General features: G+C 57.9%; 19 protein-coding genes. 16 read left to right on the top strand and 3 right to left on the bottom strand.

Translation table 11 applies throughout. The features are described 5' to 3' along the window. Positions 1 to 4: 4 nt before the first annotated feature. Positions 5 to 478, bottom strand: coding sequence for a GNAT family N-acetyltransferase (locus tag EV586_RS07590; RefSeq protein ID WP_132944461.1), 474 nt, complete (start codon positions 476 to 478; stop codon positions 5 to 7). Between the two features lie 186 nt (positions 479 to 664). Here EV586_RS07590 and EV586_RS07595 point away from each other — a divergent pair, with 186 nt between their 5' ends. The 10 genes from EV586_RS07595 (at position 665) to EV586_RS07640 (ending at position 14,305) form a co-directional block, all read left to right on the top strand. Then, entirely contained in the window at positions 665 to 1,993 is a 1,329-nt protein-coding gene (locus EV586_RS07595; protein WP_165898400.1) for a helix-turn-helix domain-containing protein, read from the top strand. A 226-nt stretch (positions 1,994 to 2,219) separates the two neighbouring features. Beyond that, the gene (locus EV586_RS07600; protein ID WP_165898403.1) at positions 2,220 to 2,888 is read left to right on the top strand and encodes a C39 family peptidase; all 669 of its coding nucleotides are present in this window, start codon (positions 2,220 to 2,222) and stop codon (positions 2,886 to 2,888) included. Positions 2,889 to 2,974: 86 nt separating this feature from the next. Next, on the top strand, positions 2,975 to 4,186 hold the full coding sequence (locus EV586_RS07605) for a DEAD/DEAH box helicase (RefSeq protein WP_165898405.1): 1,212 nt from the start codon (positions 2,975 to 2,977) through the stop codon (positions 4,184 to 4,186). 100 nt (positions 4,187 to 4,286) lie between these two features. Continuing rightward, a complete protein-coding gene (locus EV586_RS07610) occupies positions 4,287 to 4,661 on the top strand; it encodes a hypothetical protein (protein WP_132944465.1) in 375 nt (124 codons plus the stop codon). A gap of 126 nt (positions 4,662 to 4,787) precedes the next feature. Beyond that, on the top strand, positions 4,788 to 5,387 hold the full coding sequence (locus tag EV586_RS07615) for a spore coat protein (RefSeq protein WP_243652963.1): 600 nt from the start codon (positions 4,788 to 4,790) through the stop codon (positions 5,385 to 5,387). Between the two features lie 170 nt (positions 5,388 to 5,557). Further along, a complete protein-coding gene (locus tag EV586_RS07620) occupies positions 5,558 to 5,983 on the top strand; it encodes a spore coat protein (RefSeq protein ID WP_243652964.1) in 426 nt (141 codons plus the stop codon). Between the two features lie 94 nt (positions 5,984 to 6,077). Beyond that, positions 6,078 to 7,613, top strand: a complete 1,536-nt coding sequence (locus EV586_RS07625) for a hypothetical protein (protein WP_132944467.1) — start codon at positions 6,078 to 6,080, stop codon at positions 7,611 to 7,613. Further along, the gene (locus EV586_RS07630) at positions 7,606 to 8,346 is read left to right on the top strand and encodes a DUF6063 family protein (protein WP_132944468.1); all 741 of its coding nucleotides are present in this window, start codon (positions 7,606 to 7,608) and stop codon (positions 8,344 to 8,346) included. The genes EV586_RS07625 and EV586_RS07630 overlap by 8 nt, the downstream gene beginning before the upstream one ends. Next, positions 8,339 to 12,760: a coiled-coil domain-containing protein gene (locus tag EV586_RS07635; protein ID WP_132944469.1), complete on the top strand. Its 4,422-nt coding sequence runs from the start codon at positions 8,339 to 8,341 to the stop codon at positions 12,758 to 12,760. The genes EV586_RS07630 and EV586_RS07635 overlap by 8 nt, the downstream gene beginning before the upstream one ends. Positions 12,761 to 12,976: 216 nt before the next feature. Beyond that, positions 12,977 to 14,305 (top strand): helix-turn-helix transcriptional regulator, encoded by a 1,329-nt coding sequence (locus tag EV586_RS07640; RefSeq protein WP_165898407.1) that lies wholly within the window; start codon positions 12,977 to 12,979, stop codon positions 14,303 to 14,305. A 90-nt stretch (positions 14,306 to 14,395) separates the two neighbouring features. On the opposite strand, the gene EV586_RS07645 is transcribed toward EV586_RS07640, so the two are convergent. Continuing rightward, positions 14,396 to 15,499, bottom strand: coding sequence for a DNA glycosylase AlkZ-like family protein (locus EV586_RS07645; protein ID WP_165898409.1), 1,104 nt, complete (start codon positions 15,497 to 15,499; stop codon positions 14,396 to 14,398). A gap of 64 nt (positions 15,500 to 15,563) precedes the next feature. Beyond that, positions 15,564 to 16,028: a hypothetical protein gene (locus tag EV586_RS07650; protein ID WP_132944472.1), complete on the bottom strand. Its 465-nt coding sequence runs from the start codon at positions 16,026 to 16,028 to the stop codon at positions 15,564 to 15,566. Positions 16,029 to 16,192: 164 nt separating this feature from the next. Here EV586_RS07650 and EV586_RS21070 point away from each other — a divergent pair, with 164 nt between their 5' ends. The 6 genes from EV586_RS21070 (at position 16,193) to EV586_RS07670 (ending at position 21,905) form a co-directional block, all read left to right on the top strand. Beyond that, positions 16,193 to 16,348 carry a hypothetical protein gene (locus EV586_RS21070; protein WP_165898411.1) on the top strand — a complete coding sequence of 52 codons (156 nt, stop codon included), beginning with the start codon at positions 16,193 to 16,195 and terminating at the stop codon, positions 16,346 to 16,348. A 61-nt stretch (positions 16,349 to 16,409) separates the two neighbouring features. Beyond that, positions 16,410 to 17,660, top strand: a complete 1,251-nt coding sequence (locus EV586_RS07655) for a lanthionine synthetase C family protein (RefSeq protein WP_165898413.1) — start codon at positions 16,410 to 16,412, stop codon at positions 17,658 to 17,660. Positions 17,661 to 17,789: 129 nt separating this feature from the next. Continuing rightward, entirely contained in the window at positions 17,790 to 17,942 is a 153-nt protein-coding gene (locus tag EV586_RS21075) for a hypothetical protein (protein ID WP_165898415.1), read from the top strand. A 117-nt stretch (positions 17,943 to 18,059) separates the two neighbouring features. Next, positions 18,060 to 19,709, top strand: a complete 1,650-nt coding sequence (locus EV586_RS07660; protein WP_132944474.1) for a dynamin family protein — start codon at positions 18,060 to 18,062, stop codon at positions 19,707 to 19,709. A 4-nt stretch (positions 19,710 to 19,713) separates the two neighbouring features. Then, the gene (locus EV586_RS07665) at positions 19,714 to 21,684 is read left to right on the top strand and encodes a dynamin family protein (RefSeq protein WP_132944475.1); all 1,971 of its coding nucleotides are present in this window, start codon (positions 19,714 to 19,716) and stop codon (positions 21,682 to 21,684) included. 17 nt (positions 21,685 to 21,701) lie between these two features. Continuing rightward, the gene (locus tag EV586_RS07670) at positions 21,702 to 21,905 is read left to right on the top strand and encodes a hypothetical protein (RefSeq protein ID WP_132944476.1); all 204 of its coding nucleotides are present in this window, start codon (positions 21,702 to 21,704) and stop codon (positions 21,903 to 21,905) included. Positions 21,906 to 21,937: the final 32 nt, after the last annotated feature.

The raw sequence follows: 21,937 nt of genomic DNA on the forward strand, positions 1-21,937 counted from the left end.
ACAACTACAACGTAACGGACATCGTCCGCGCGATCGTCTTCATCCCCAAGGACTCATAAAACCGGATCGCCTGCTCATTAAATTCCCAGACCTTCAAGTCTAACTGCTCCGCCCCTTGTTCTTTGGCCCAGTCCACGCTTGCCGCCATCAACTTGCGTCCGATCCCTTGTCGCTGCACTTCCGTGTCCACGCCAAAATCCCGCACATACGCATACTTCCGCGGTACCAGCGAATAAAGCCCGGGATCTGTCAACGCCTCCAAGAGCGAGAACCCCACCAAGCGCTCTCCCTGCACGGCCACCAGCAGCTCAAACTGCTCTGACGCAAACAACGAATCAAAAAACTCCCGCCCGAACGGATGCTCACACCTTGCAAAAATGTGCGGCAATGAGTCGGCGTGCTCATCCTGCCCCTGCCGCGCCACCCGATTCAGCTCGGCAAAATCTTCCGCAACCGCTCTGCGAATCACGACCTCCATTAAACTTATACCCCCATTTCAATATCCTTTACTATATCTACCAGCCCTGTAGATCAAATTCCTGCCAGCAGAATAGTAATGTTCTTCATCCGTATCCATTCGTTTACTTCATCAGGGGATAGGCAACTCTTTTCATACTTTGTTATAATTGTTGCATAATTGATAAACGGAATTGAGGTGAATAGGGTGTCACTGGAAATAGATGTGGACGATCGCAATCGGATCATCGGGGAGAACTTGCGCAAATACAGATTGCTCAAAGGGCTGACTCAGGACGAATTGGCAGAGGGAATTTGTAGTGTGAGTCAATTGAGCAAGGCCGAGAACGGAAAGACCTATATCAAACGCACCCTCCTCAGACTGATGGCCGAGCGCCTCGGGGTGACGGTGGAGCGCATCGAGACGCTCGATGCGATGCAGGAAGAGCTGACCGAAACGCTGCAGCTGGCCAAAGACGCCAACACGGCGAACAACTTAGACAAAGCGTTTCAGTACGTCCGCGAAGTGCTGGCGCAGAGCGAAGACATGGGGTACCGCACCTTGTTCCTCGAAGCGTTGCTCGTCGAATGCAAACTGCTCAACCGCACGAAACAGCATCACGAGGTCATCGACAAAGTGCAGCACGTCTTCGATCAAGGGCTACCTCAGGATTCTGCGCACAAGCTGCTCCTGATGTACGAGTTGGGTCATGCTTACGAACTGAGCGGCAACATGGTCGCGGCCTTCGATTATTACCTGCGGGCGGATGAAGAGTTCCAATTTGTCGAAGGCAAAGACGATGTGCGCCTGAGCGTCCTGTTCAACCTCGTGCGCTGCCACATCATCATGCAGAACTACCGCAGCGCGCTCCGCTATGCTGAAAAAGCGGAGCAGTTGGCCAGCGCCTACTCCAAGCATCTGTTTCGCCTGCGCATCTCCTATATGAAAGCAACGCCGCTGCGCAAGCTCGGCGAGATCGAGAAGGCCAAGGAAACCTACTTGGCCTGCCTGAGCGAGGCGCAGGAGAACTCCTTCCTGCTCGACGTCGGTCTGATCAACAACAACTTGGGCAATCTCTACAAAGACCACGGCGAGAACTCCCAAGCGTTGTCTCATTACCAGCGAGCTCGTAAAATTTATGAGATCCTTAACGAAGAAGCGTACCTTTGTGAAACGCTCGTTAACGTAGCGGCAATCTACCGTTTAGAAGGGGATTTAGCTGGAGCTGTCGAACTTTGTAACCAAGTACTTTCGATGGTCGATAAAGTTCAAACAAATGTTTATCGAGAAAAAGGGTTGGCTACGCGATTAATCGCCAGGGTGTTGGACGATCAGGGCCAGTTCGATGCGTACATCGCCAAGCTGGAAGAAGTGCTGGCGATCTACGAACAGCACCAGCTGGTGCGGGAAGCGTACGAAGTGGCCGTCGAGATCGCCGACAAACTCTATGAACAACAGGATCCGCGGGCAGTAGACCTCTATCGAAAGGCTGTCGATTTCAATGCGAAAAGTCAGCAAATTGGTATGAGGAGATGACATCTAGTGAAAAAATGGGTATTGGTTGGTACGGTTTTGATGTTCCTTGTGACGATCACGGCAGGGAACGGCGCGGTGAAACGGGCAGACCAAGTCCCACCGACGCCGACAGTTGTGGGCGGAGTACCTACTGAGTAAAAATGGGTGAGCGAACCGGTCCTCGGGTAGAGGACCGGTTTTTTTCTGCCTGTGGAAGGGAACGGTAATCTCGAAGGGGGAGATGGGCATGTGGGGTGCTTTCGCGCTCGCCGCAGCGGTGGCCGTCGCGCCGCCGTTTTGGCCGGTCTGGCCTCCGGTGGCCGATCAGGTGCAGCTGACGGTGCCGATCCAATGTCAGATGCCGGAACTGAACAACGGCTGTGAAGTCGTCAGCCTCTCGATGCTGTTGCAGCACGCGGGCAAGCCGGTCAGCCGCTTTCAACTGGCGGAGGAAATCGCCAAAGACCTGACACCGCTGCAGACGGACGCAGCGGGGCGCATCGTCGCTTGGGGCGACCCGAACGCGGGATTTGTCGGCGACATCACCGGCCGGCAGAAAGGATACGGCGTCTATCACGGACCGCTGGCCCAACTGCTCGACCGCCATCTGCCGGGCCAAGCGCAGGACCTTTCCGGCAAGCCGTTTGACAAAGTGCTGGAGAGCGTCTCCTCGGGTCGCCCTGTCGTGGCGTGGACGACCAGCTTTTTTGACACGACCCGGGAGTGGGTCTACTGGAGCGGCCCGCGCGGACAAGTCGCTGCGACGTTCCATGAACACGCGGTGCTGGTCGTGGGGTTCAACCAAGCGTCGGTGCTGATCAACGATCCGCTCGACGGCAAGCGCAAAACGGTCAGCCGGGAGCTCTTTCGCCGTTCGTGGGAGATGATGGGCAAGCAGGCGGTCACGTATCAGTAAGGACACGGGAGTTCAACTCTCGTGTCTTTTTGTTTCGCCCCGTTTCGGGTATGATAGCAAAGAGTGGCAAGAAAGGGGAAATTTCGATGACAACATCTTTTCATACATATGAACTGCCCGGCTATCAGCTGCAAGCGCTGGAAAAAGCGGGCATCACGGCCCCGTCGCCGATTCAGGAGGCGGCGATTCCGCTGATCCTGGCCGGCCAAGACGTGGTCGGCAAGTCCCGCACCGGCACAGGCAAGACGCTCGCCTATCTGCTCCCTCAGCTGGCGAAGATCGAAGCGGACAAGCGTGCCTTGCAGGTGCTGATCCTGGCGCCGACGCGCGAGTTGACCATGCAGATCGAAGGCGCGATCAAGCAATATACGGAAGGCACGGAGATCCGCTCTTTGGCGCTGGTCGGCGGTGGGAACATCGACCGCCAGATCGACAAGCTGAAAGAAAAGCCGCACATCGTCGTCGGCACGCCGGGCCGGATCAAAGAGATCCTCGGCCGCAAGAAGATGAAAGTCCACGAAGTGAAGTCGATCACGATCGACGAAGTGGATCAGATGCTGGAGCTGGGCTCTTTGAAAGAGGTCGGTGAGATCGTGAAAAGCACGATGCGCGACCGTCAACTGCTCTTCTTCTCGGCGACCGTCTCAGACGAAGCGAAGAAGATTGCCAAGGACTGGATGCGCGATCCGGTCTTTTTGGAGACGGAAGCGGGTTCGATGATCGGGAAGATTGAACACGTCTGGTTCTCGACCGGCAAGCCGGACAAGCCGGACACACTGCGCCGACTGGTGCGGGCGTACAACGTGAACCGGGCGATGGTGTTCGTCAATGAAAACAAAGGGCTGATGTGGCTGGTCTCCGAGATGCGCAAGCTCGGCCTGACCGCCGAAGGGCTGTCCGGGGAAGCGGCGAAGATCCAGCGCGAGCAGGCGATGAGCGGTTTCCGTGACGGCAAGTTCCAGCTGTTGATCACTACCGATGTCGGTGCGCGCGGGCTGGACGTGGAAGGGGTGACGCACGTGTTCCATTATGACCCGGCGATCGACGCCGAACACTACGTCCACCGCGCCGGCCGCACCGGCCGCGGCACCCAGTCTGGCGTGTCGGTCTCGATCCTGACGCCCGATGAGAAGTTCATCGTGAAAAAGTTCGAAAAAGCGCTCAACCTGCGCATCTTCTCCAAAGGCCTCGAGCAAGGCAAGATCGTCACGCGCCGTCCGGGTGCTGCTCCCAAACCTGCTAAAGCTGCCGGGCCGAAAAAAGGCAAGAGCAACCCCAACAAAGGCAAGCGCAAATAAAACGCGAGCACGCCGCAAGCAATTGGGCACTCGCTGCAATTCCCGCCGCTGATCACTTCGCATACGTTGTAAGGAACGATGCTGTGAGGAGGGGTTGCAGATGAGCGAGCCGGATAAGAAAGCGGACCAAGCGCAGGAACCGCAACAGCAATTGGGTCACATCTCCAAAGGGATGAGCGAGCTGCTCGTTGCCGATATGTTCAACAAGCATGGCATCACGCCGGAGCACCGCCGCCAGATGACGGCGGAGCAGAAGCAGGAGATCCTTGACCTCGTGCAGGACCTGCAGCGTCAGGTCGATGCGTTCATGAAACAAGGCCTCGTGGAGAAAAACGTCCAGCTCGAGCCGAAAGCGCCGCTTCCGGGCCGCGCCTTCGCCGAGCCGTCTTCTTCGCCTGCGCCGACTCTGAGTAACGAAGCGGCCGCCCCCAAGCGCAAGCGCCGCATGGTGCTGCGCAAAGACAAAGACAAATAAAGATGCTTCCTCCCAAGCCGTGATGGTCCGCCATCACGGCTTTAAATTTGGGCGAGTGAATCAGGTTGGATGTCCATACGCATTTGACCTTCCTTACATAGTGTATAGCAAAAAGGAGGGTTCACATTGAAACCGAATGCACGCAAACGTTCCGGGGTTACCGCTTTCCCGAAAAAAGCAAAAAAACGCTGGGAAGATGTGCCCGCAGCCAGCTTCTCGGCCGAGGAGGGAATCGTCATGAGCGAAAACGCAGAACCACGCTGGTCCGCCCTTGACACCGAAATGGAGCACACCGGCGGCCGCGGACGCGAACGCGAACGCGACCGTGATCGTGATCGCGCGTTCTTCAACGACGATGTCGTAGAGCAAGAAGCAGACCAACTTTCTGAGACCGATCAATTCTCCGGCGAATCTATCTTCATCAAGGATTCCTGCGATGTTTTCGTCAGATCGACCGACACGCAAGCTTCTGTCAACCTGCAAGCAGCGCTGCAACTGGCGATCGCGCTCGTTCTGTCGATCTCCATCGCGGACAGCAACCGTGCGGAAGTCATTGCACAGGACCTGCTGCAGCGCGTCCAAGTACGTCAGGAGAACCGTCAAAAGCTGCTGGTCGACAACTCCAAGTGCGTACGAGTCACCACCACCGATACGGACGCTTCTGTCAACATCCAAGTACTGGTGCAAGTTCTGCTCGCTCTGGTTGCGAAGATCGATGTGCTGTAAGAAGGCGTACTGGTAGCTGCCCCTGTTTCGACAGGGGCGTTTCCATGAAAAAATGTGCGACTGCCATGTGCTTTTGTCCATACCAAATGAGACGCGCCCCCATATGATGTAAGCAAACGGCAAGCCCGTTGTGAGACGAAAGGAACCCTATCGGAAGGAGGCAGTTTAAATTGGCGAATTGGTCTGCGCTTGATTCGAATTCGAGACACCCGCTGTGCAGAGAAGAGGAAATCGTACAAGAAGCAGCACAAATTTCGAGAACTCTGCAAAAGTCGGATGAGGTCATCATCATCCGCGATTCCTTCGGTGTTGATGTGAGAACGACCGACACGAAAGCTGCTGTCAACCTGCAAGTTGCACTGCAACTGGCAATCGCCGTCGTGCTGAGCCTGACGATCGCGGACGGCAATAGAGCAGAGGCGATCACGCAAGAACTTCTGCAAAAAGTGCAAGTGAAGCAGGTTAACAAACAGCGTACGGTCATCGAAAACTCCCGCAATGTCGAAGTCGTCACCACCGACACCGACGTCGCGGCGAACATCCAGGTGCTGGTGCAAGTCCTGCTGGCGCTGGTTGCAAAAATCGAGGTCCTGTAAAAAGTTCACATCTCACCAAACTGCCCAAAAAGGGCAGTTTTTTTTGTCGAAATGGAGTAGAATCGGTAGAGTGATAGATAAGGAGGGACTCCTTTTGCACGGTGCTTTGCAGAATTTTCATGACCGGATGAGAAACGTGGCGGAGTTCTATCCGCTGTTTCGGCTGCGCGAACTGCGCAAATATCAGGAATATGACCTGCTGGCTTTAGGCGTCGGCGTGATGCTGCTCATCCTCGAGCACATGCTGATCGGCCGGCTGGAATCGGACCATCACGACGTGGCGCGCTTCTTGCGCGGGGTGATCGCAGAATCGTACGGCAAGCAACTGACCGAAGAGGAAAGCCGCGACTTGGCCACCTACCTGCTCGCCAACCTGCGCAACGACGGACGCCCGTTTGAATTTACGTACCGCAACCTGGAGGCGGGACAAGAGGACAAGCATGTGTTTCACCTGATCGAAAACGGCACTTACCACGTGGCGAGCGGACAGATCCGCTTCAAGCTGTCGGACGCCGGGCTCGACCTGCTGTTTAAAACGCGCGAGATGTACAAAGAACTGCGGATCACGATCTCGCAGATTTTGCTGCGTCAACAGATCGAGAAAGGCGTCTTCGAAGACGCGATCCGCACCGTCTCCTCGCTGGGGCTCGATGTGCGCCAGCTGCGCGAAGAGCTGGAGCGGATGAAGATGGCGATCAAGCGCGACGTGTCGCAGTTCTCCCTGCCCGCCTACGAGGCGATGCTCTCGGCGATCCGCGAACAGTTTCAGAAGGAAAAGCAGATGTTCGACGACCTGAACAACCTGCTGCGCGACACGCGTTCCAACTACGAGCAGCGCGGCACGGACGGCGATGAGCGCACGCTGAACCAACTGGTCGAGATCTCGCAGCGATTGAACCAGGTGATGAACCTGCACAACAAGCTGCTCACCGACAAGCTCGATCTGCAGGGGCTGGTCTTGGAAGCGCTGGAGGAAGGGATCGTGCAGGGCTTCCGTTCGAAAGTCAACTTTGAGCGCGAGTTTCTCGATCCTGTCCTGCGCGCGGGCACATCGCTGGAAAATGTGAAGCGGCTGATCGAGCCGATGCTGTCGCTGAACGTGAAAAAGCGCTTCAACATTCACAAGGCGTTTGCTCCTCAGCCGGTGCCGAAGCCGGTCGATGAGGTCAAAGAGAAAGAGCCGGACATTCAGGAGGAGGCTTCCGTCACGGCCGACGACCCGAAAGCCAAACTGAAAGCGATCCGGGACGAGCGGTACAAAGGCTACCTGAAGATGATCTTCGAGCCGCTGCTGCAGGAGCAGTCCCTGTCCCTGCAGGACATTATGCGTGAATTGGCTGCGGACCGGCTGTATGATGTGGTCAACTCGCGCGATTTTTATCCGTTTTTGGTGCAGCTGCACCAGATGAGTCCGATCAACTTCCGGCTCGATGCGGAGACGAAAGCGAAAATTCTGGACGGAGACGAGACGAACGTGCCGTATCTGCTGATTCAACTGCTGAATGAAGAGCCCGATTACGAACTGCTCGGCACGGTGCTCGTGTCGGCGGAAGACGAGGGGCTGCGCCTGGCAGAAGAGGAGTGGACGGTGTCCAATTTCCGTTTTTACAAGGAGGGGTTGTATGTATAGCAAAGAGAGCGTAGAGCGGGCGATCAAGCTGTTTGTGCTGCTGCTGGAAAAGGGCGAGACGGACGAGAAGGACCGCGACCTCGTGTTTGCCTATAAGGAAGACCCTGCGGCGCAGGAGATCGTCGCGCAGATGATCGAGAAAGAAGCGGGCATCAAGATTCTTGGCGTCGGGGACAAGCTGTATGTCACGCCGGCGATTGACAATAAAGTGTTCGGTTACACCAACGAAGAGCTGCGCGTGAAGCTCGGCTTGCGCTCCGACAGCGTGGCGATGGGCTTGAAGCTGTACGTGGCGTATTTCATCATCCTGGCGACGCTGGCCATGTTCTACAACTCGGACGACCTGAACACCAAAGTCCGCCAGTACGTGCCGATCGAAGAGCTGGAAGCGTACGTGACGGAGAAGCTGCACATGGTCGGGACGGGCGAATACGGCACCTACCTGTCGCAGGAGTACGAGTTCAACTTCCAGCAGGTCGCCGAGTACTGGCAGAACATGCCGGCGTTTGACGAGACGTTGACCAATCAGCGGATGGGGCGCAACTCGCGGGTCTCGTACCTGCTGAAAGTGTGGTCGTTCCTCGAAGAGGAAGGCTTGGCGAAAGTGGCGATGGACTCGGAGCTGCATCCGACCGACAAGCTCGACCACATGGTGCGCAAGTACTACTCGCATCAGAAGCGGAAAAACGACCTCTTGTCGCTGATTTCGCAAAAGGAGATCTTCTATGCCTAGCATCAATCGGATTCGACTGGTCAACATCCAATATGACAAAGGCGGCAAACAGTACGCCGACGAGCTGTTTAAGCTGCACGGCAAAAACACGCTGTTCAACCTCGCCAACGGCGGCGGGAAGACGCTCTGGCTGCAGCTCGTCACCCAAGCGGCGCTGCCCGGCGCGATGTACGGATCGCGGCGGATGGTCGACCTCCTGGCCCATGAGCGCTACACCGGGCACATTTTGGTCGAGTGGAAGCTGGACAGCTTTGCGGAGCGCGAGTTTTTGCTGACCGGGTTCTGTTTTACCAAGTCTTCCGATGAGGAGGGCGAACTGAAGTTCTTTACCTACACCCATCAGTATAAGATCGCCGATGAATTCGGGATCGTGAAGATGCCGCTGGTGAACGAGGGACGGGTGATCTCCTACGGGGACTTCTACAACCTGCTGCGCAAGGAAGGCACGGGCGGCGGGCGCAGGCTGCAGACGTTTTCGCAGCATGACCGCCGCAAGTACATCAACCAGCTCGCGCAGTACAACATCTATGAAAAAGAGTGGCTGGCGATCCGCACCACCAACGGATCGGAAGGCGGGATGGACGGATTCTTCGCCCGCTCGAAGACGGAGCAGTCGCTGCTGGAGAACCTGCTGATCCCGACGGTCGATCAGGCGCTGTTCCAAGACGAGGACGAGGCGCAGGATCTGGCTAACTCCTTTTTGCGCTACAAGGACAAGCTCTTGCGCATCCCGCAGATCGAGAAGAACCTCGAAGAGTTCCGCGTGATCGAAGAGGCAGGGCGCACCGTGCTGGACAAGGTCGAGCGCTATTCGGAGTCTGGCAAGCTGAAGCGCGAACTGGAAGGGCAGCTCACCGCCGTCCGCGGACGTCTGGAAGAGATGGCCGGCGAACGGACGGAAGAGGCGGAAGCGCTGGAGTTGGTCGTGACCGGCCTGAAGGAGCAGATCCGCGAAGAGGAGTTCAAGCAGGCGTCGCTCGACGTGAATGCGCTTCAGGAGCAGTTCCGCAAGGCGGAGCTCGCCGTGCAGGAGTTCACGCAGCGTCTGGACGAGCTCGAAGGGGCGCAGACGGAGGCGGAGCAGCAGGTGCGTCTGCACCGCGCGGTGCCGAAGTTCCTGCAGATCAAGGAGTTCGAGAAGCGGTTGGCCCGCGATCAGGAGACGCTGTCCGGGCTGGATATGCAAAATGAAGATCTGCTCTCCGAACTGTCGACGTATCGCGGGCAATTTTTGACCTTGTGGCAAGCTCGCGTCGAGTCGTTGCAGGCGGAACTGCTCGCCAAGCAGGAAGAGAGCCAGAAGTGGAAAGACGTCGAGCGGGAGGCGGATGAACAGCTGGTGAAGCTGGCCGACGCTTTGAACGAGCTGTCCAAGAGCAGTGGTGAGATCGAAGTCTGGTTCAAGCAGTATGAGAAGCAGAAGCAAGCCGTCATCGAGTCGCTCGGCGAGGAGATCGCCGAAGAGCCGGTCACGCACCGCGACGATCTGCGCTGGAAGGAGATCGAGTGGACGAACCTTGTCCGCGAGCTGGAAGCGGAGATCGAATCGTCGGAGGCAGGGATCGAAGCGGGGCAGGCGGCGATCGAAGCGGCGAAGGATGAGCTGCGCGCCGCCAAGCGCGATCAGGAGAAGACGGAAGCGAAGATCGCCGAGTATGAAGAGCGCAAGCGTCAGGTACTCGGCCGCTTGGAACTGCTCGATCTGGCCCGCGCCGACCTGCACGGGTCGAAGGCCGACTTGGAACACGCCCTGACGCAAAAACGCGAAGGCTACGCGCGCGAATACGCCAAGCTGGCTGCGAAAAAAGGCGCGGTGGAAGAGAAGATCGAGCTCTTGCAGAGCGACCATTACATCCCGAGCCAAGACCTGCTCTATTTCCAGCAGGTGCTCGGCGACTGGGGCATCAAAGCGGTGCTCGGATCGCAGTGGCTGCAGGAGCAGGAGGAGGCGCTGCGCGAGTCGTATGTGCGGGCCAACCCGATGCTGCCTTACGCGCTCCTGCTCGGCGACGGGGAGATCAACAAGCTGCACGACCCGCGCCTCGACTGGGAAGGCGTGCGCGTGGAAAGTCTGGTGCCGCTGTTCGCCCTCTCCTCGGTGACGGAGACGGCGACGGTGACAGAAGGGCAAGTGCTGCAACTCGGGGCGGGCGGATTCATTTCGCTGCACGGCGGGTATTCGCCGTTCCTGTCGGCCGATTCGCTGAACAAGCGCCGCGCCGCGTTGGAAGCGGAAGAGCTGGACTTGATCGGCAAGATGGACGTCGTGGAAAAGTCGCGCCGCCACATCGAGCAGGTCGGCGACGACCTGAGCCGCTTTTTCGAGACGTACGGCAAAGATCCGCTGAACGGCTGGCAGACCAAGCGGGACTCCATGGTGCTGAAAGCGGCCAATCAGGAGGAAAGGATCGACGGGCAAACGCAGGCAAACGCGGAGCTACGCGCCAAAGTTGCGGAAGCGAAGAAGCGCATCAAAGAGCAGGGGGAACAGCTGGAGCAGTTGCGCGACAAGTTGCGCCTGCTCGACCCGTTCGCCGGACTCGCCGCTGAACGCAAGGACAAGGAAGCTGAGAAGAGCGGGCAGAAGGACAAGGAGGCCGCGTTCAAGGCGGAGCAGCGTGACGTGGTGAAGAAGCGCCAGGAAGCCCGCGAGAACGAAGACCGGCTGATGCCCGCGCTGTTTACGCTGGAGAACGACACGGCAGCTATGCAGAAGGAGCGCGAGAAGTACCTCGGCTCGGCCGAAGTCGAAGCGCTGCCGGCAGAAGCGGGCTTGACGTATGACAAGGTGCAGGGCAAGCTCGACTCGCTGGAAGATCTGCTCGCTCAAAAGTCGGTCGGGCGCGAGGAGCTGGTGCGCCTGATCCAGAACCACGAGGAGTCGATCCGCCAGAACCAGGCCTACATCGAAGAGCAGCAGGTGACCGCAGCGGAGCTCGCCGCCTTCCAAAGCGCGCCGCCGGCATCGGAGCTGACCTATTGGGAAAGCCGCCTGAAAGAGGCGCAGAAAGAGCAGAAGCAGGCCGAACAAGACCGCGCCGCGCTGCAGGCTGAGCAGAAGAAGCTCGAAGGCATGATCGAGACGGAAGAGAAGAAGGTCAAAAAGGACTACGACCGCCCGGCTTACCAATACGGTGACGACGTCGATCTCGGCGCAGAAAAAGAGCGCCTGAAGCTGCTGCTCAGCGACCTCTGGACGCAGCGCAAGGCGAACGAAAGCGCGCTGGAGGAGACGAAGAAGTCGTTGGCGGAAGTGAAAACTTTGCTCCAAAAGGCGGAGACGCTGCTGTCTGCCTACTCGATCGAATGCGAACCGCTGGAGCTGTCGGAGGAGCGCGCGAAAAAACTGACGCATGAGCCGACCGCCGTGGTCACGGAGCTCGACAAGACACTGCAGAAGACCGCGAAGCAGACGGAGGAGCGCCGCCGCGATCTGGACGACGAGTTCTATCGCTTTGAACGCTCGATCGACAAGTATGAGTCGAAGATCGTGCAGAAGTTCATCCGCTCGGTCATCGACTCGAAGTCGGAAGGCGACATGAACGACATCGAGCAGGTGCGCCCGGTGTTCGAGAAGTGCTTTGAGATGATGAACCTCTACATCGAAAAAGCGCATCTGGAGCGTCAGGAGCTGGAAGAGGCGAAGGAAGAGCTGGTGCACCGCTGCCTGCAGCATGCCGACCGGGTCTATGACAACCTGAAAAGCATCGCGCAGTACACGAAGATCGACTACCGCGGCAAAAAGGTGCAGGCGATCGACATCCAGCTCAAAGAGAAGTGGGAGGAGCCGGAAGGGCTGCGCTTGATGAGCTCGTACCTGCATGCGCTGACCGAAGAGCTGCAGGCGAAAGTGGCGAAAGGCGAAGATGAGGACGACATTGAGAAGTGGCTCGGGATCAAGCTGTCTTCGAAGCATCTGCTCAACGTCACCGCCCCGATCGGCGAAGCGCGGATCAAAGTGTTCAAGCCGCAGCAGGTGCCGGGCGAGAAAGTCCGTTATGACCACTGGTCGGAGATCATGAAGTGGTCGGGCGGTGAACAGTACACCGGCTGTTTCGCGATGTTTATCGCCGTGCTGTCCTACTTGCGGGCGAAGATGTCGGGGATCGAGAACGCCTCCAAGGTGCTGCTGGCCGACAACCCGTTTGGCGTCGTTTCGTCGCCGCACTTGCTGCAGGTGATCTTCAAGCTGGCCCAGGCGAACAAGGTGCAGATGATCTGTCTGTCAGACCACAACAAGCAGTCGATCTATGACCTGTTCGAAGTGGTGTATTCGCTGAAGCTGGTGCCGGCCTTGGGCCGTTCGATCATTCAGTCGACCGAACGCCGTCCGGAGAGCGTGATGGAAGCCGGGTTCTACGAGATCGATTTCGATCAGGAAGTGGAGACGGAGCAGAAATCGCTGCCGATCTAGAACAGAGAAGAGCCATCCCATGAGGGATGGCTCTTTTATTTTCCGGTCAGCCGCGTCAAGGCCTGCTGGACGGTGAGGTAAGTTTCGATGGCACGCTCATTGATACAGAAGTTAACTGTGATTGTGACTTGATTGTACTACACGTTAGACCTTTTTATCTATCCTAGTTTCGTTATAATAGTGGTATGTGCGATTTACGGAATTGAGGTGAAGAGGGTGCTGGCGCTTGATGGGGAAGCCAGAAACCGTATTATCGGGGAAAACTTGCGCCGCTACCGGCTCTTGCGCGGATTTACGCAGGATGAAGCGGCGGAAGGGCTGTGCAGCATTTCGCAGCTGAGCAAGGTGGAAAACGGGAAGACGCATCTCAAGCCCTCTTTGTTGAAGATCTTGGCGGAGCGGCTCGGGGTGACGATGGAGCAGTTGGAGTCGGCCGACTCGCTGCATGATGAGCTGACCGAAACGCTGGAGCTGGCCAAGGCGGCGACGCTGGCCGGGCATGATGAGCGGGCGTTCGGGTATTTTCGACAGGTGATTGGGACAGCAAGGGAGCATGGGTATCGCCAGATCCTGATCGAGGCGGTATTGGGTGAATGCCGGCTGCTGAACCGCTTGAACGGCTGTGCGCAGGTGGTCGAGATGATCACCGAAGTGCTGGCGGAGACGAACGGCTGCGAGGAGCAGAAGCAGCGGGTCGAGCTGCTGATCGAGCTTGGCAAAGCGCACCGGCTGAGCGGCAACATGATGATGGCGCATGACTGCTACTGCCGGGCAGATGAGGAGTTTGAACACGTCGACGGCAAGAATGAATCGCATCTGCGGACTTATTATGAATTGGCGGACTGCCATTTTTATATGCAGAACTATCGCACCGCGCTTCGGTATATGGAGAAGGCGGAACAGTTGTCACAGGAGCTGTCGATGCATCTGACGCGGATTCGCTGCACGTATTACAAAGCGACGATCTTGCGGAAGATGGGGCAGGCGGAGAAGGCGAAGGCGCTGTTTCTCAGCACGCTGAAAGAGGCGCAGGACAATCAGCTGCTGTTCGATGTGGCGACGATCAACAACAACCTGGGATGCCTGTACAAGGCGGCCGGGGAGTATGGGCAGGCGAATGCGCATTTTCAGCGGGCCCTGCAGGTGTATGAGCTGTTGAATCAGGAGCAGTGTCTGTGCGACCCGTATCTGAACTTGGCGGAGATCGCACTGACGCTGCAGGATGTGGCGAAGTGTCTCCGCCATCTGACGAAAGTGATGGAGATCGTGGAGCGCTCGGGCGGGACGTTCTATATGGAACGCGCCCGTGCCTTGCAGATCCGCAGCTGGGTCGAGCGGGACGCCGGGAATTTTGAGCCATACGCGGAACAGGTCGGTGAGGTGCTGGCGATCTATGAGCAGCACTCCGTGGTCGGAGAAGCGTACGAGCTGGCCGTCGAGCTGGCCGATGCGCTTTATGAGCGGAAGGATGGGCGGGCGGTCGAGTTGTACCGCAAGGCGATCCAGTTGAATGAGCATGTGATGGCATTTGGGTTTCGAAGATAGAGGGAGAGCCGGGCGCGAGGGTGAGGCGCACGGCTCTTTTTGATGGGGGCTGGGTGGTCGGGAGGCTGGTGGAGGAAAAGATATTAGGATCTAGTGAGTGAGATTGAGGAACTGGGTCAGCCGGTGCAGGATGCTGTCGATGGTTGGCTGGTGCTCTCGTTCTTGGGACGGGTCGAAGAGCACGAGTTTGTTGATGTGGAGCGTTTTCTTCTTGCGGTCGGCCTTCAGGTCGATCGTGCCGATGATCGCGCCTCGGATCAGGATCGGGAGCGCGAAATAGCCGAATTGGCGCTGGGCCTCGGGAACGTAGCTTTCGAGGCGGAAGTAGGTGTCGAAGATTTTTTCGAGGCGAGGGCGGTGCCAGATCAGGTTGTCGAAGGGGGAGAGGAAGGTGCTGTGCGTCGGCGCTTCGGCGAAGGGGAGCAGCGCGGCATCTTCGTGGCGCATGTAGTAGGGTTCGCTGTCTCCTTCGACGGCCACTTGCAGGAACTCGCTCAGATAGGGGCGCACCGTCTCGCGCTTGAAGCGGAAGTAGTCGGCGATGTCCCGCTCGGTGGCGGCTCCCATCGCGGAGACGGCCAACTGCACATAACGGCGCACGGTGTCGGCACTGGTGATGTGCTGGTGCAGCAGGTCCTCCGGCACTTGCTCCTCTATACGGCAATAGACTTTGTGGAACTTGGCGTCGCGCAGCACGCCGATCTCGCCGCCGCGCCACAGCTGGTCGAGGGCCCGGCGCACCGGGCTGAGCTCCCAGGTGGCTTTTTGCGTTTTCGGCAGCTCCAACAAGCCGGCCGCCTGCTGCCCGGTCATCGTGCCGTGCTGCTCGATCGCTGCGAGCAGTTGGTCGTGCAGCGGCGTGCGCTCGACGCGGGTCTCCCGGAAGCGGCGCAGGAACGGTTGCATGTAGGCATGCTCCTGCATCGGCAGTACGGACAGCGCGTGCAGGTAGTGCTCGAACAGCTGCTTTTGCTCATAGAACTGTTGGAACCATGAGATCTGAAACTCCGCCATCCGCGACCAGAAGATCAGATGCTGGCTGCGGGTGACGACGTTGAGCGTGTCGAGCTGCACACAGCCCAACTGTTCGAAAATCTGCAGCGCTGCTTCCGGCGTGGAAGCGGTGGGTGTGTGGTACAAGCCTTGCTTGTGCAAAGCCAGGCGCTGAACCTCCTGTTTGCTGAGCGTATGCAAAAAATCCTCCCCTTTGTGATTCGTTAAGGGGAGGATTTCCATTTACGGGGCCAATCTCCTGCCCCTACAGCGTTTCTTTTTTCTTGCGCGGCTTGGTCTTGCGCTTGGCGAGGCGGACTCTGACGATCGTTTCGGTCAAGGTATGCTTGGAGATCATGTCCGGAGTCAGCTTGCCTTGCGCGGTGAGGATCGAATAGTCAAACGGCGTTTTCAGCTCGTCTTTGGCGATCAAAAGCTCTTGGGCCAGCGCGTCTTTGTCAAAGTTGTCTTTGACATACGCTTTTTTGGAAAGCACTGCGAACTCGCCGTTTGGCAGCGGCAGCACCATGTCATCTTCTTCCGAGTCTTCGAAAAACTGCTCGATCTCTTCGAACAGGAGCTTGTTTTCTTCTTTGCGCTCTTTTTCGATCTCTTTGTTTTGGAAATATCGGAGGATCTTATCTTCTAATTGAAGCTTGCGCGTTGCTTGCGCTTCTTCTTCTACGCTCAAGTCTTTCAGTTCCAAGTCTTTCATCTCAACATCAGCCATGCCTGTCTCACTCCCGTTTTCAGAGTACATGTTCCATCATAACATAACGGAGAGACCCTAGGAATGAAAGACGGTTCAAAAAATAGGTCTTGTAAAATTATAGAATTCAGATAATATAAAGGTGAGGTAGTTGAATTATTCGAAAATTAAGGAGGTTACTATTAATGGCGAAGAAGGATTTGTTTGATCTGGATCTGACGGTAGACAGCATCGTAGCACCGGAGGGCACCAACACCACCGCGTACCCGTGGCCGGCATCTGTCAACTGCTCCTGGGCTCCGGCGAAAGACGAAGTAGGTCCGGAAGCACAAGTTTGCTAACCGATGAGGCACCATAGGCTGCGGCCGCTGGTGCCTTTCTGTTTCCTAAGGAGGCTGGATGATGCGGGAGAAGATACTGAACATCGTGCGCGACATCGGACGTCGCGCCTCTGACCTGCAGCGGTTCGAAGCGATCCGGTCGCGGCCGTTCTGGATCGGCTATGACTTCGCCAACGGCTGGGCGGGCATCTGTCCGCTGCTCGGCGAGCTGGATCGCTTGGAACCGGAGGCAGGATGGGATGAGTTGGGGCATGAGCTGCTGCAGGCGATGCAAAAAGAGATGGCAGAGCGCCAACTGCCATCGCTGTCGCTGTGGCTAGGCGCGGCCGGGGTGGCGATGGCCGTGAGGAGCTTGTCGCGCGGCGGAACGCGGTATGTGCAGTTTACGGATCAGCTGCATGGCTTGTTGCTGCGCTCGCTGGATGCACAACTTCAGGAGCAGCGCGGGCGCCTTGGGCACAGCGTGCAGGCGGCCGATTTTGAACTGGTGCTCGGGATGAGCGGCGTCGGCCGCTATCTGCTCTTGTCGGCGGAGCGGCCGGAGATGAAAGCGGCGCTACTGGGCGTGCTGGACTATCTGGTCGCACTGACGAAGCCGGTCGAGGTCGAGGGAGTCGAAGTGCCGGGCTGGTACATTCGCTTTGATCAATTGGCGACGCCGGCAGAACGGCATCTGTCGCCGCAAGGGCACTTGAATCTCGGCCTGTCGCACGGCATCCCCGGCGTGCTCGGCTTGCTGGCGCTGGCGCTGGAGGCGGGGATCGAAGTGCCCGGCCAGCGCGAGGCGATCGACCGCATCGCCGACTGGCTGATCGCATGGCGGCAGACCGATGAGACGGGCAGCTTTTGGCCGACGCATGTCACATGGGAAGATCTCCACGCCGGACGCGTGCTGAAACCGCATTACCGCGAAGGCTGGTGCTACGGCGCTCCCGGCGTGGCGCGCACGCTGTGGCTGGCCGGTCGGGCGGTGGGGAGAAGCGCGTGGCAGGAACTGGCGGTGGAGTCGTATCGCGAGACGTTCCGCCGTCCGGAAGCGCTGTGGGATGCGCCCAAGCCGAATTTTTGCCACGGGCGGGCCGGGCTGCTGCATTTGACCGCCGCGATGGCTGCCGACAGCGGCGCCGGGGATCTGGCGGCACAGGCCGACCGGTTGCGGGAGTGGGTGCTGGACAAGTACGCTCCGGACTCTGTGTTTGGCTACGGCGAGGAAGCAGGACTCTTGAACGGCGCGGCCGGCATTGCGCTGGTGCTGCTCGGCACGCTCGGGGAAACGAGCACCGATTGGGACACTGCGTTTTTGATTCGCTAGGTAATTATAAATGCAAAATCGGTATAGGTAACAATGCCTATATGATGATTGGGACTTGTTTAATATCAGAAAAGTGATACTATAAAGACAAGAAGTTAAATTACTAGAAAGTAAACGGAGGGACTATCAATGAAAAAAGATCTGTTCGAACTCGACCTGACTGTAACCAGCATCGGCGGCGCAATTGAACCGGACACCATCGGCACCATCGGCGCGACCATCAAGTGTTCCCTGGCTCCGGCTAAAGACGAAGGTATCGCTCCGGAAATCCAAGTTTGCTAGTTTTTTAAGTTCAGCTTAACGAAAAGCGGCCTTTTCCAAAAAGGGTCGCTTTTTTTCTTGTATCAGGAATGATAGAATTTATAGCGTTGATTCCTGATAGAGAACGGGAGATAGTGAATGACGACATTGACGATCGATCAAATAGAACAAGTACAGGCACAAGCGCAGCAGGAAGAGATGCCGCGCGCTTTGGCGGTCCTCCGCGAGCGGATGGCGGCGACAGGCGATGCGAAAAACGCGGCGAAAATGGCCGAGCTGTCGGAGAAATGGGAGCAGGGCGCGTTTGCGATCGCCTTCTGCGGGCACTTTTCCGCCGGGAAATCGAGCATGATCAATAAACTGCTCGGCGCGGACATCTTGCCGTCCTCGCCGATTCCGACCTCGGCGAACATCGTCGAGATCAAAGGCGGGGCGGAAAAGAAAGCGCTCGCCTACCTCACCGATGGCGACGCGATCGAATTCGACCTCGACACAGAGCTGGAGCAGATCAAGAACTACGCGGCCGACGGCAACAAAGTGGTGAAGATCGAGATCACCCACCCGAGCGAACTGCTCGGCGAGCACGTCTCGGTGATGGACACGCCGGGGATCGACTCGACCGACGATGCGCATAAAGTATCTACCGAGTCGGCGCTGCATCTGGCCGATGTGATTTTTTATGTCATGGACTACAACCACGTCCAGTCCGAACTGAACTTTTCGTTCACCAAGACGCTGAAAGACCGCGGCAAGCCGGTCTATCTCGTCGTCAACCAGATCGACAAGCACATGGACTTCGAGCTTGATTTTGATGAGTACCGGGACAGCGTCATCGAAGGCTTTGCCACCTGGGGCATCGAGCCGGACGGGCTGTTCTTCACCTCGCTGATGGAAGAAGACCATGACGAGAACATGTTCGATCAGCTGCAGGACAAGCTCCGCGAGCTGTTTGCGGATAAAGGCGACCTGCTCACGAACAGCGTGGTCGCATCCGGCCTTTACCTGATCGAAGAACACGCCAAAGTGCAGGCTGCCAATCACGCCGAACGCAAGGGTGAACTGCGCGAGTTCTTGGAGAGCTTCGGCGACTATGAGCAGATCATCGCTGAGGCGTCGGTGCTGGAATTGGAGTACGAAGCATGGCGCACCGCGCCGGCCAACCTCGAAGACGACATGAAAAAGGCGATCGGCACCTTGCTCGACAACGCCAAGATCACGCCGTTCCAGACCACCGAGAAAGCGGGCGCGTACATCGCCTCCCGCCGTCCGGGCTTCAAAGTCGGCTTCCTCTTCGGCACGGCCAAGAAGACGCAGGACGAGATCGAGCAACGTCTGCAGGCGCTGTACGCCGATCTCAAAGAGCAGGTGCAGACGAACATCGACTGGCACATTCGCGGGATCTTGATCAAGGAAGTCGAGCAGTACAACCTGCACGACGAAGCGTACAACAATGCGGTGACCAACGAGTTTCAGGTTGCATTCCAACCGGAGCTGCTCGCGAACGCAGTCAAAGAAGGCGGCTTGTCCTCCGAAGAATACATGTACCAGTACGCGAAAGACATCGCGGCGGAGATCAAGACGCTGTACCGCCTCGAAGCGCAGCGCTTCATCGAGATGGGCGTCGCGCTCGCCAACTCCCGCTTGGAAGCGGACGGCGCGGTGCATCGCGACGTGATCGCCAAAGGGCAGCAGATCTTGGCGGCGCAAAAAGAAATCGACGAGCTGGAACAGGCGGAGCAAGGCGACATGCAGGCCTTGATCGGCATTTTGTCAGGGAAGGAAGCGTAAGGAAATGGAAGACTTCAGATCAAAATTGGGCGCTACGGCGATCCGACTGCGCAGCGCCGCAGATGCTGTACAGCAGATCACCGGCTTTAAAGGCATCGCCGCCGGGATGAATCAGCGGGCGGAGCGCCTGGAGAAAAACCTGTTTACCGTCGCGCTGTTCGGCGCGTTTTCGGCGGGCAAATCCTCGTTTGCCAACGCCTTGATGGGCGAGATGGTCTTGCCCGTGTCACCGAATCCGACGACGGCAGCGATCAACAAGATCCTGCCGCCGACCGAGAGCTATCCGCACGGCGCAGTGCGCGTGAAGATCAAGTCGGCAGCAGACATCACCGCCGACGTGCAGCAGTCGCTGGCTGTGTTTGGGCTGTCCGCACCCGATCTGCACGGCTCGCTCGACGTGATCGCTTCGCTCGATCCGACGCAGGTGCAGCCGAACGCCAAGCCGCATTTTTCGTTCCTGAAGGCGGTGGCGAAAGGCCTCGCGCCGATCGAAGAGCATCTCGGCAACGAAGTGATCGTCGATCTCAAGGAGTTCAAGTCGTTTGTCGCCAAGGAGGAGAAAGCGTGCTTCGTCGAGTGGATCGAGCTCTACTACGACTGCCCGCTGACCCGTCAAGGCATCACGCTGGTCGACACGCCGGGAGCGGACTCGATCAACGCGCGCCATACCGGCGTGGCGTTTAACTACATCAAGAATGCCGATGCGGTGCTGTTCGTCACCTATTACAACCATGCGTTCTCCAACGCGGACCGCGAGTTCCTGATCCAACTCGGCCGCGTGAAAGACACCTTTGAGATGGACAAGATGTTTTTCGTCGTCAACGCCTCCGACTTGGCGAAAGACGAGGAAGAGCTGCACGGCGTCGTGCAGCACGTTCGCAAGAACCTCGTCTCCTGCGGGATCTCCATGCCGCGCATCTATCCGGTCTCCTCGCAGACCGCCCTCTTGGCCCGCCTGCACGAAAAAGGCGAGCTGAAAGGCTCGGCGGAAAAAGTGTATCGCCAGCGCACCGCGTCCGGCGACGGCGAGCTGATGGCGGCCGCAGCGGCGCTGCAGCTGTCCGGGATCACCGCGTTTGAAAAAGACTTCCTGTCCTTCACGATCTCCGAGCTCACGCAGATCGCCGTCGGCTCGGCGGAAGCGGAGATCAAGCGCGCGCTCAGCGCGCTGGAAGAGCTGATCGCTTCGGCGACCGAAGACGAGTCGGTGCGAAGCGAGAAGCTGCAGGCCGCCGAGACGGCGAAGGCGCAAGCGCAGGCGGCGATCCAGGCGCTCGATGCGTCTTCTGAGCAGACGGCGCTGCTGAAGGAAGTCGACGAGCTGGTCTATTATGTCCGCCAGCGGCTGTTCTTCCGCTTCGGCAACCTGTTCAAAGAGTCGTTCAACCCGGCTGTGCTGCAAGACGACGGGCGCGATCTGAAAGCGGCGCTGCGCAGCTCGCTCGACGAACTGGCGCGCTTCATCGGCTTCGATCTTGGGCAGGAGATGCGGGCGACAGCGCTGCGCGTCGAAAAGTTCCTCAACCAAAACGGCAAGCGCATCCATGAACGACTGCGCGCCGGTGTGGTCGAGGCGGGCGCGAAGACGCTGTTCGAAGCGTACGAGGCGCGCGCGTTCGACACGCTGGAATTTGGCGATACCTTGTCGCAGTACAACCCGGCCGATTATGGCAAGGAGCTGGGGTTGTTCAAGAGCGCCAAGGACTTCTTTGAAAAGAACGGGCGCCAGGCGATGCAGGACGCTTTGGAAAAAGCGATGCAGGCGCCGGTGCAAGCTTATCTGGACGGCGCAGGCGACCGTTTCAAAACGGAGTACGGCAAGGAGCTGAACGCTTTGGTCGGCAAGCTGCAGGCGGAGATCGGGGCACAGGTGGAAGAATATTTTGCCGGTCTGTTTGAAGCGCTTTCGGCGCAGGTCGATGTGGTACAATTGAGCGGGGTGCGCGAACAGCTCGCAGGTTTGACGCAAGCATAGAGGAAGGGGTTGTCCTTGTGGTAAAACGTTTTATTGCCAGTTGGCTGGGCTTGGCTGTTGTCTTCTTTTTGGTCAGCTACCTGGCTGCCGCTGAAAAGCCGGATACGTTTGGCGAAATTTACGGCATCCTGTACATTTGGCTCTTGTGGATGTTCCCAGTGGCCTGCCTGATTGAGTTGGGCATCAACCTGGTGAAAAAGCGCAAGAACAAGAATAAATAACCTACATCGAAAGCACACTTCCGGCGACGGAG

Origin of the sequence: Tumebacillus sp. BK434, from assembly GCF_004340785.1 — a bacterium.
GTDB lineage: Bacteria > Bacillota > Bacilli > Tumebacillales > Tumebacillaceae > Tumebacillus_A.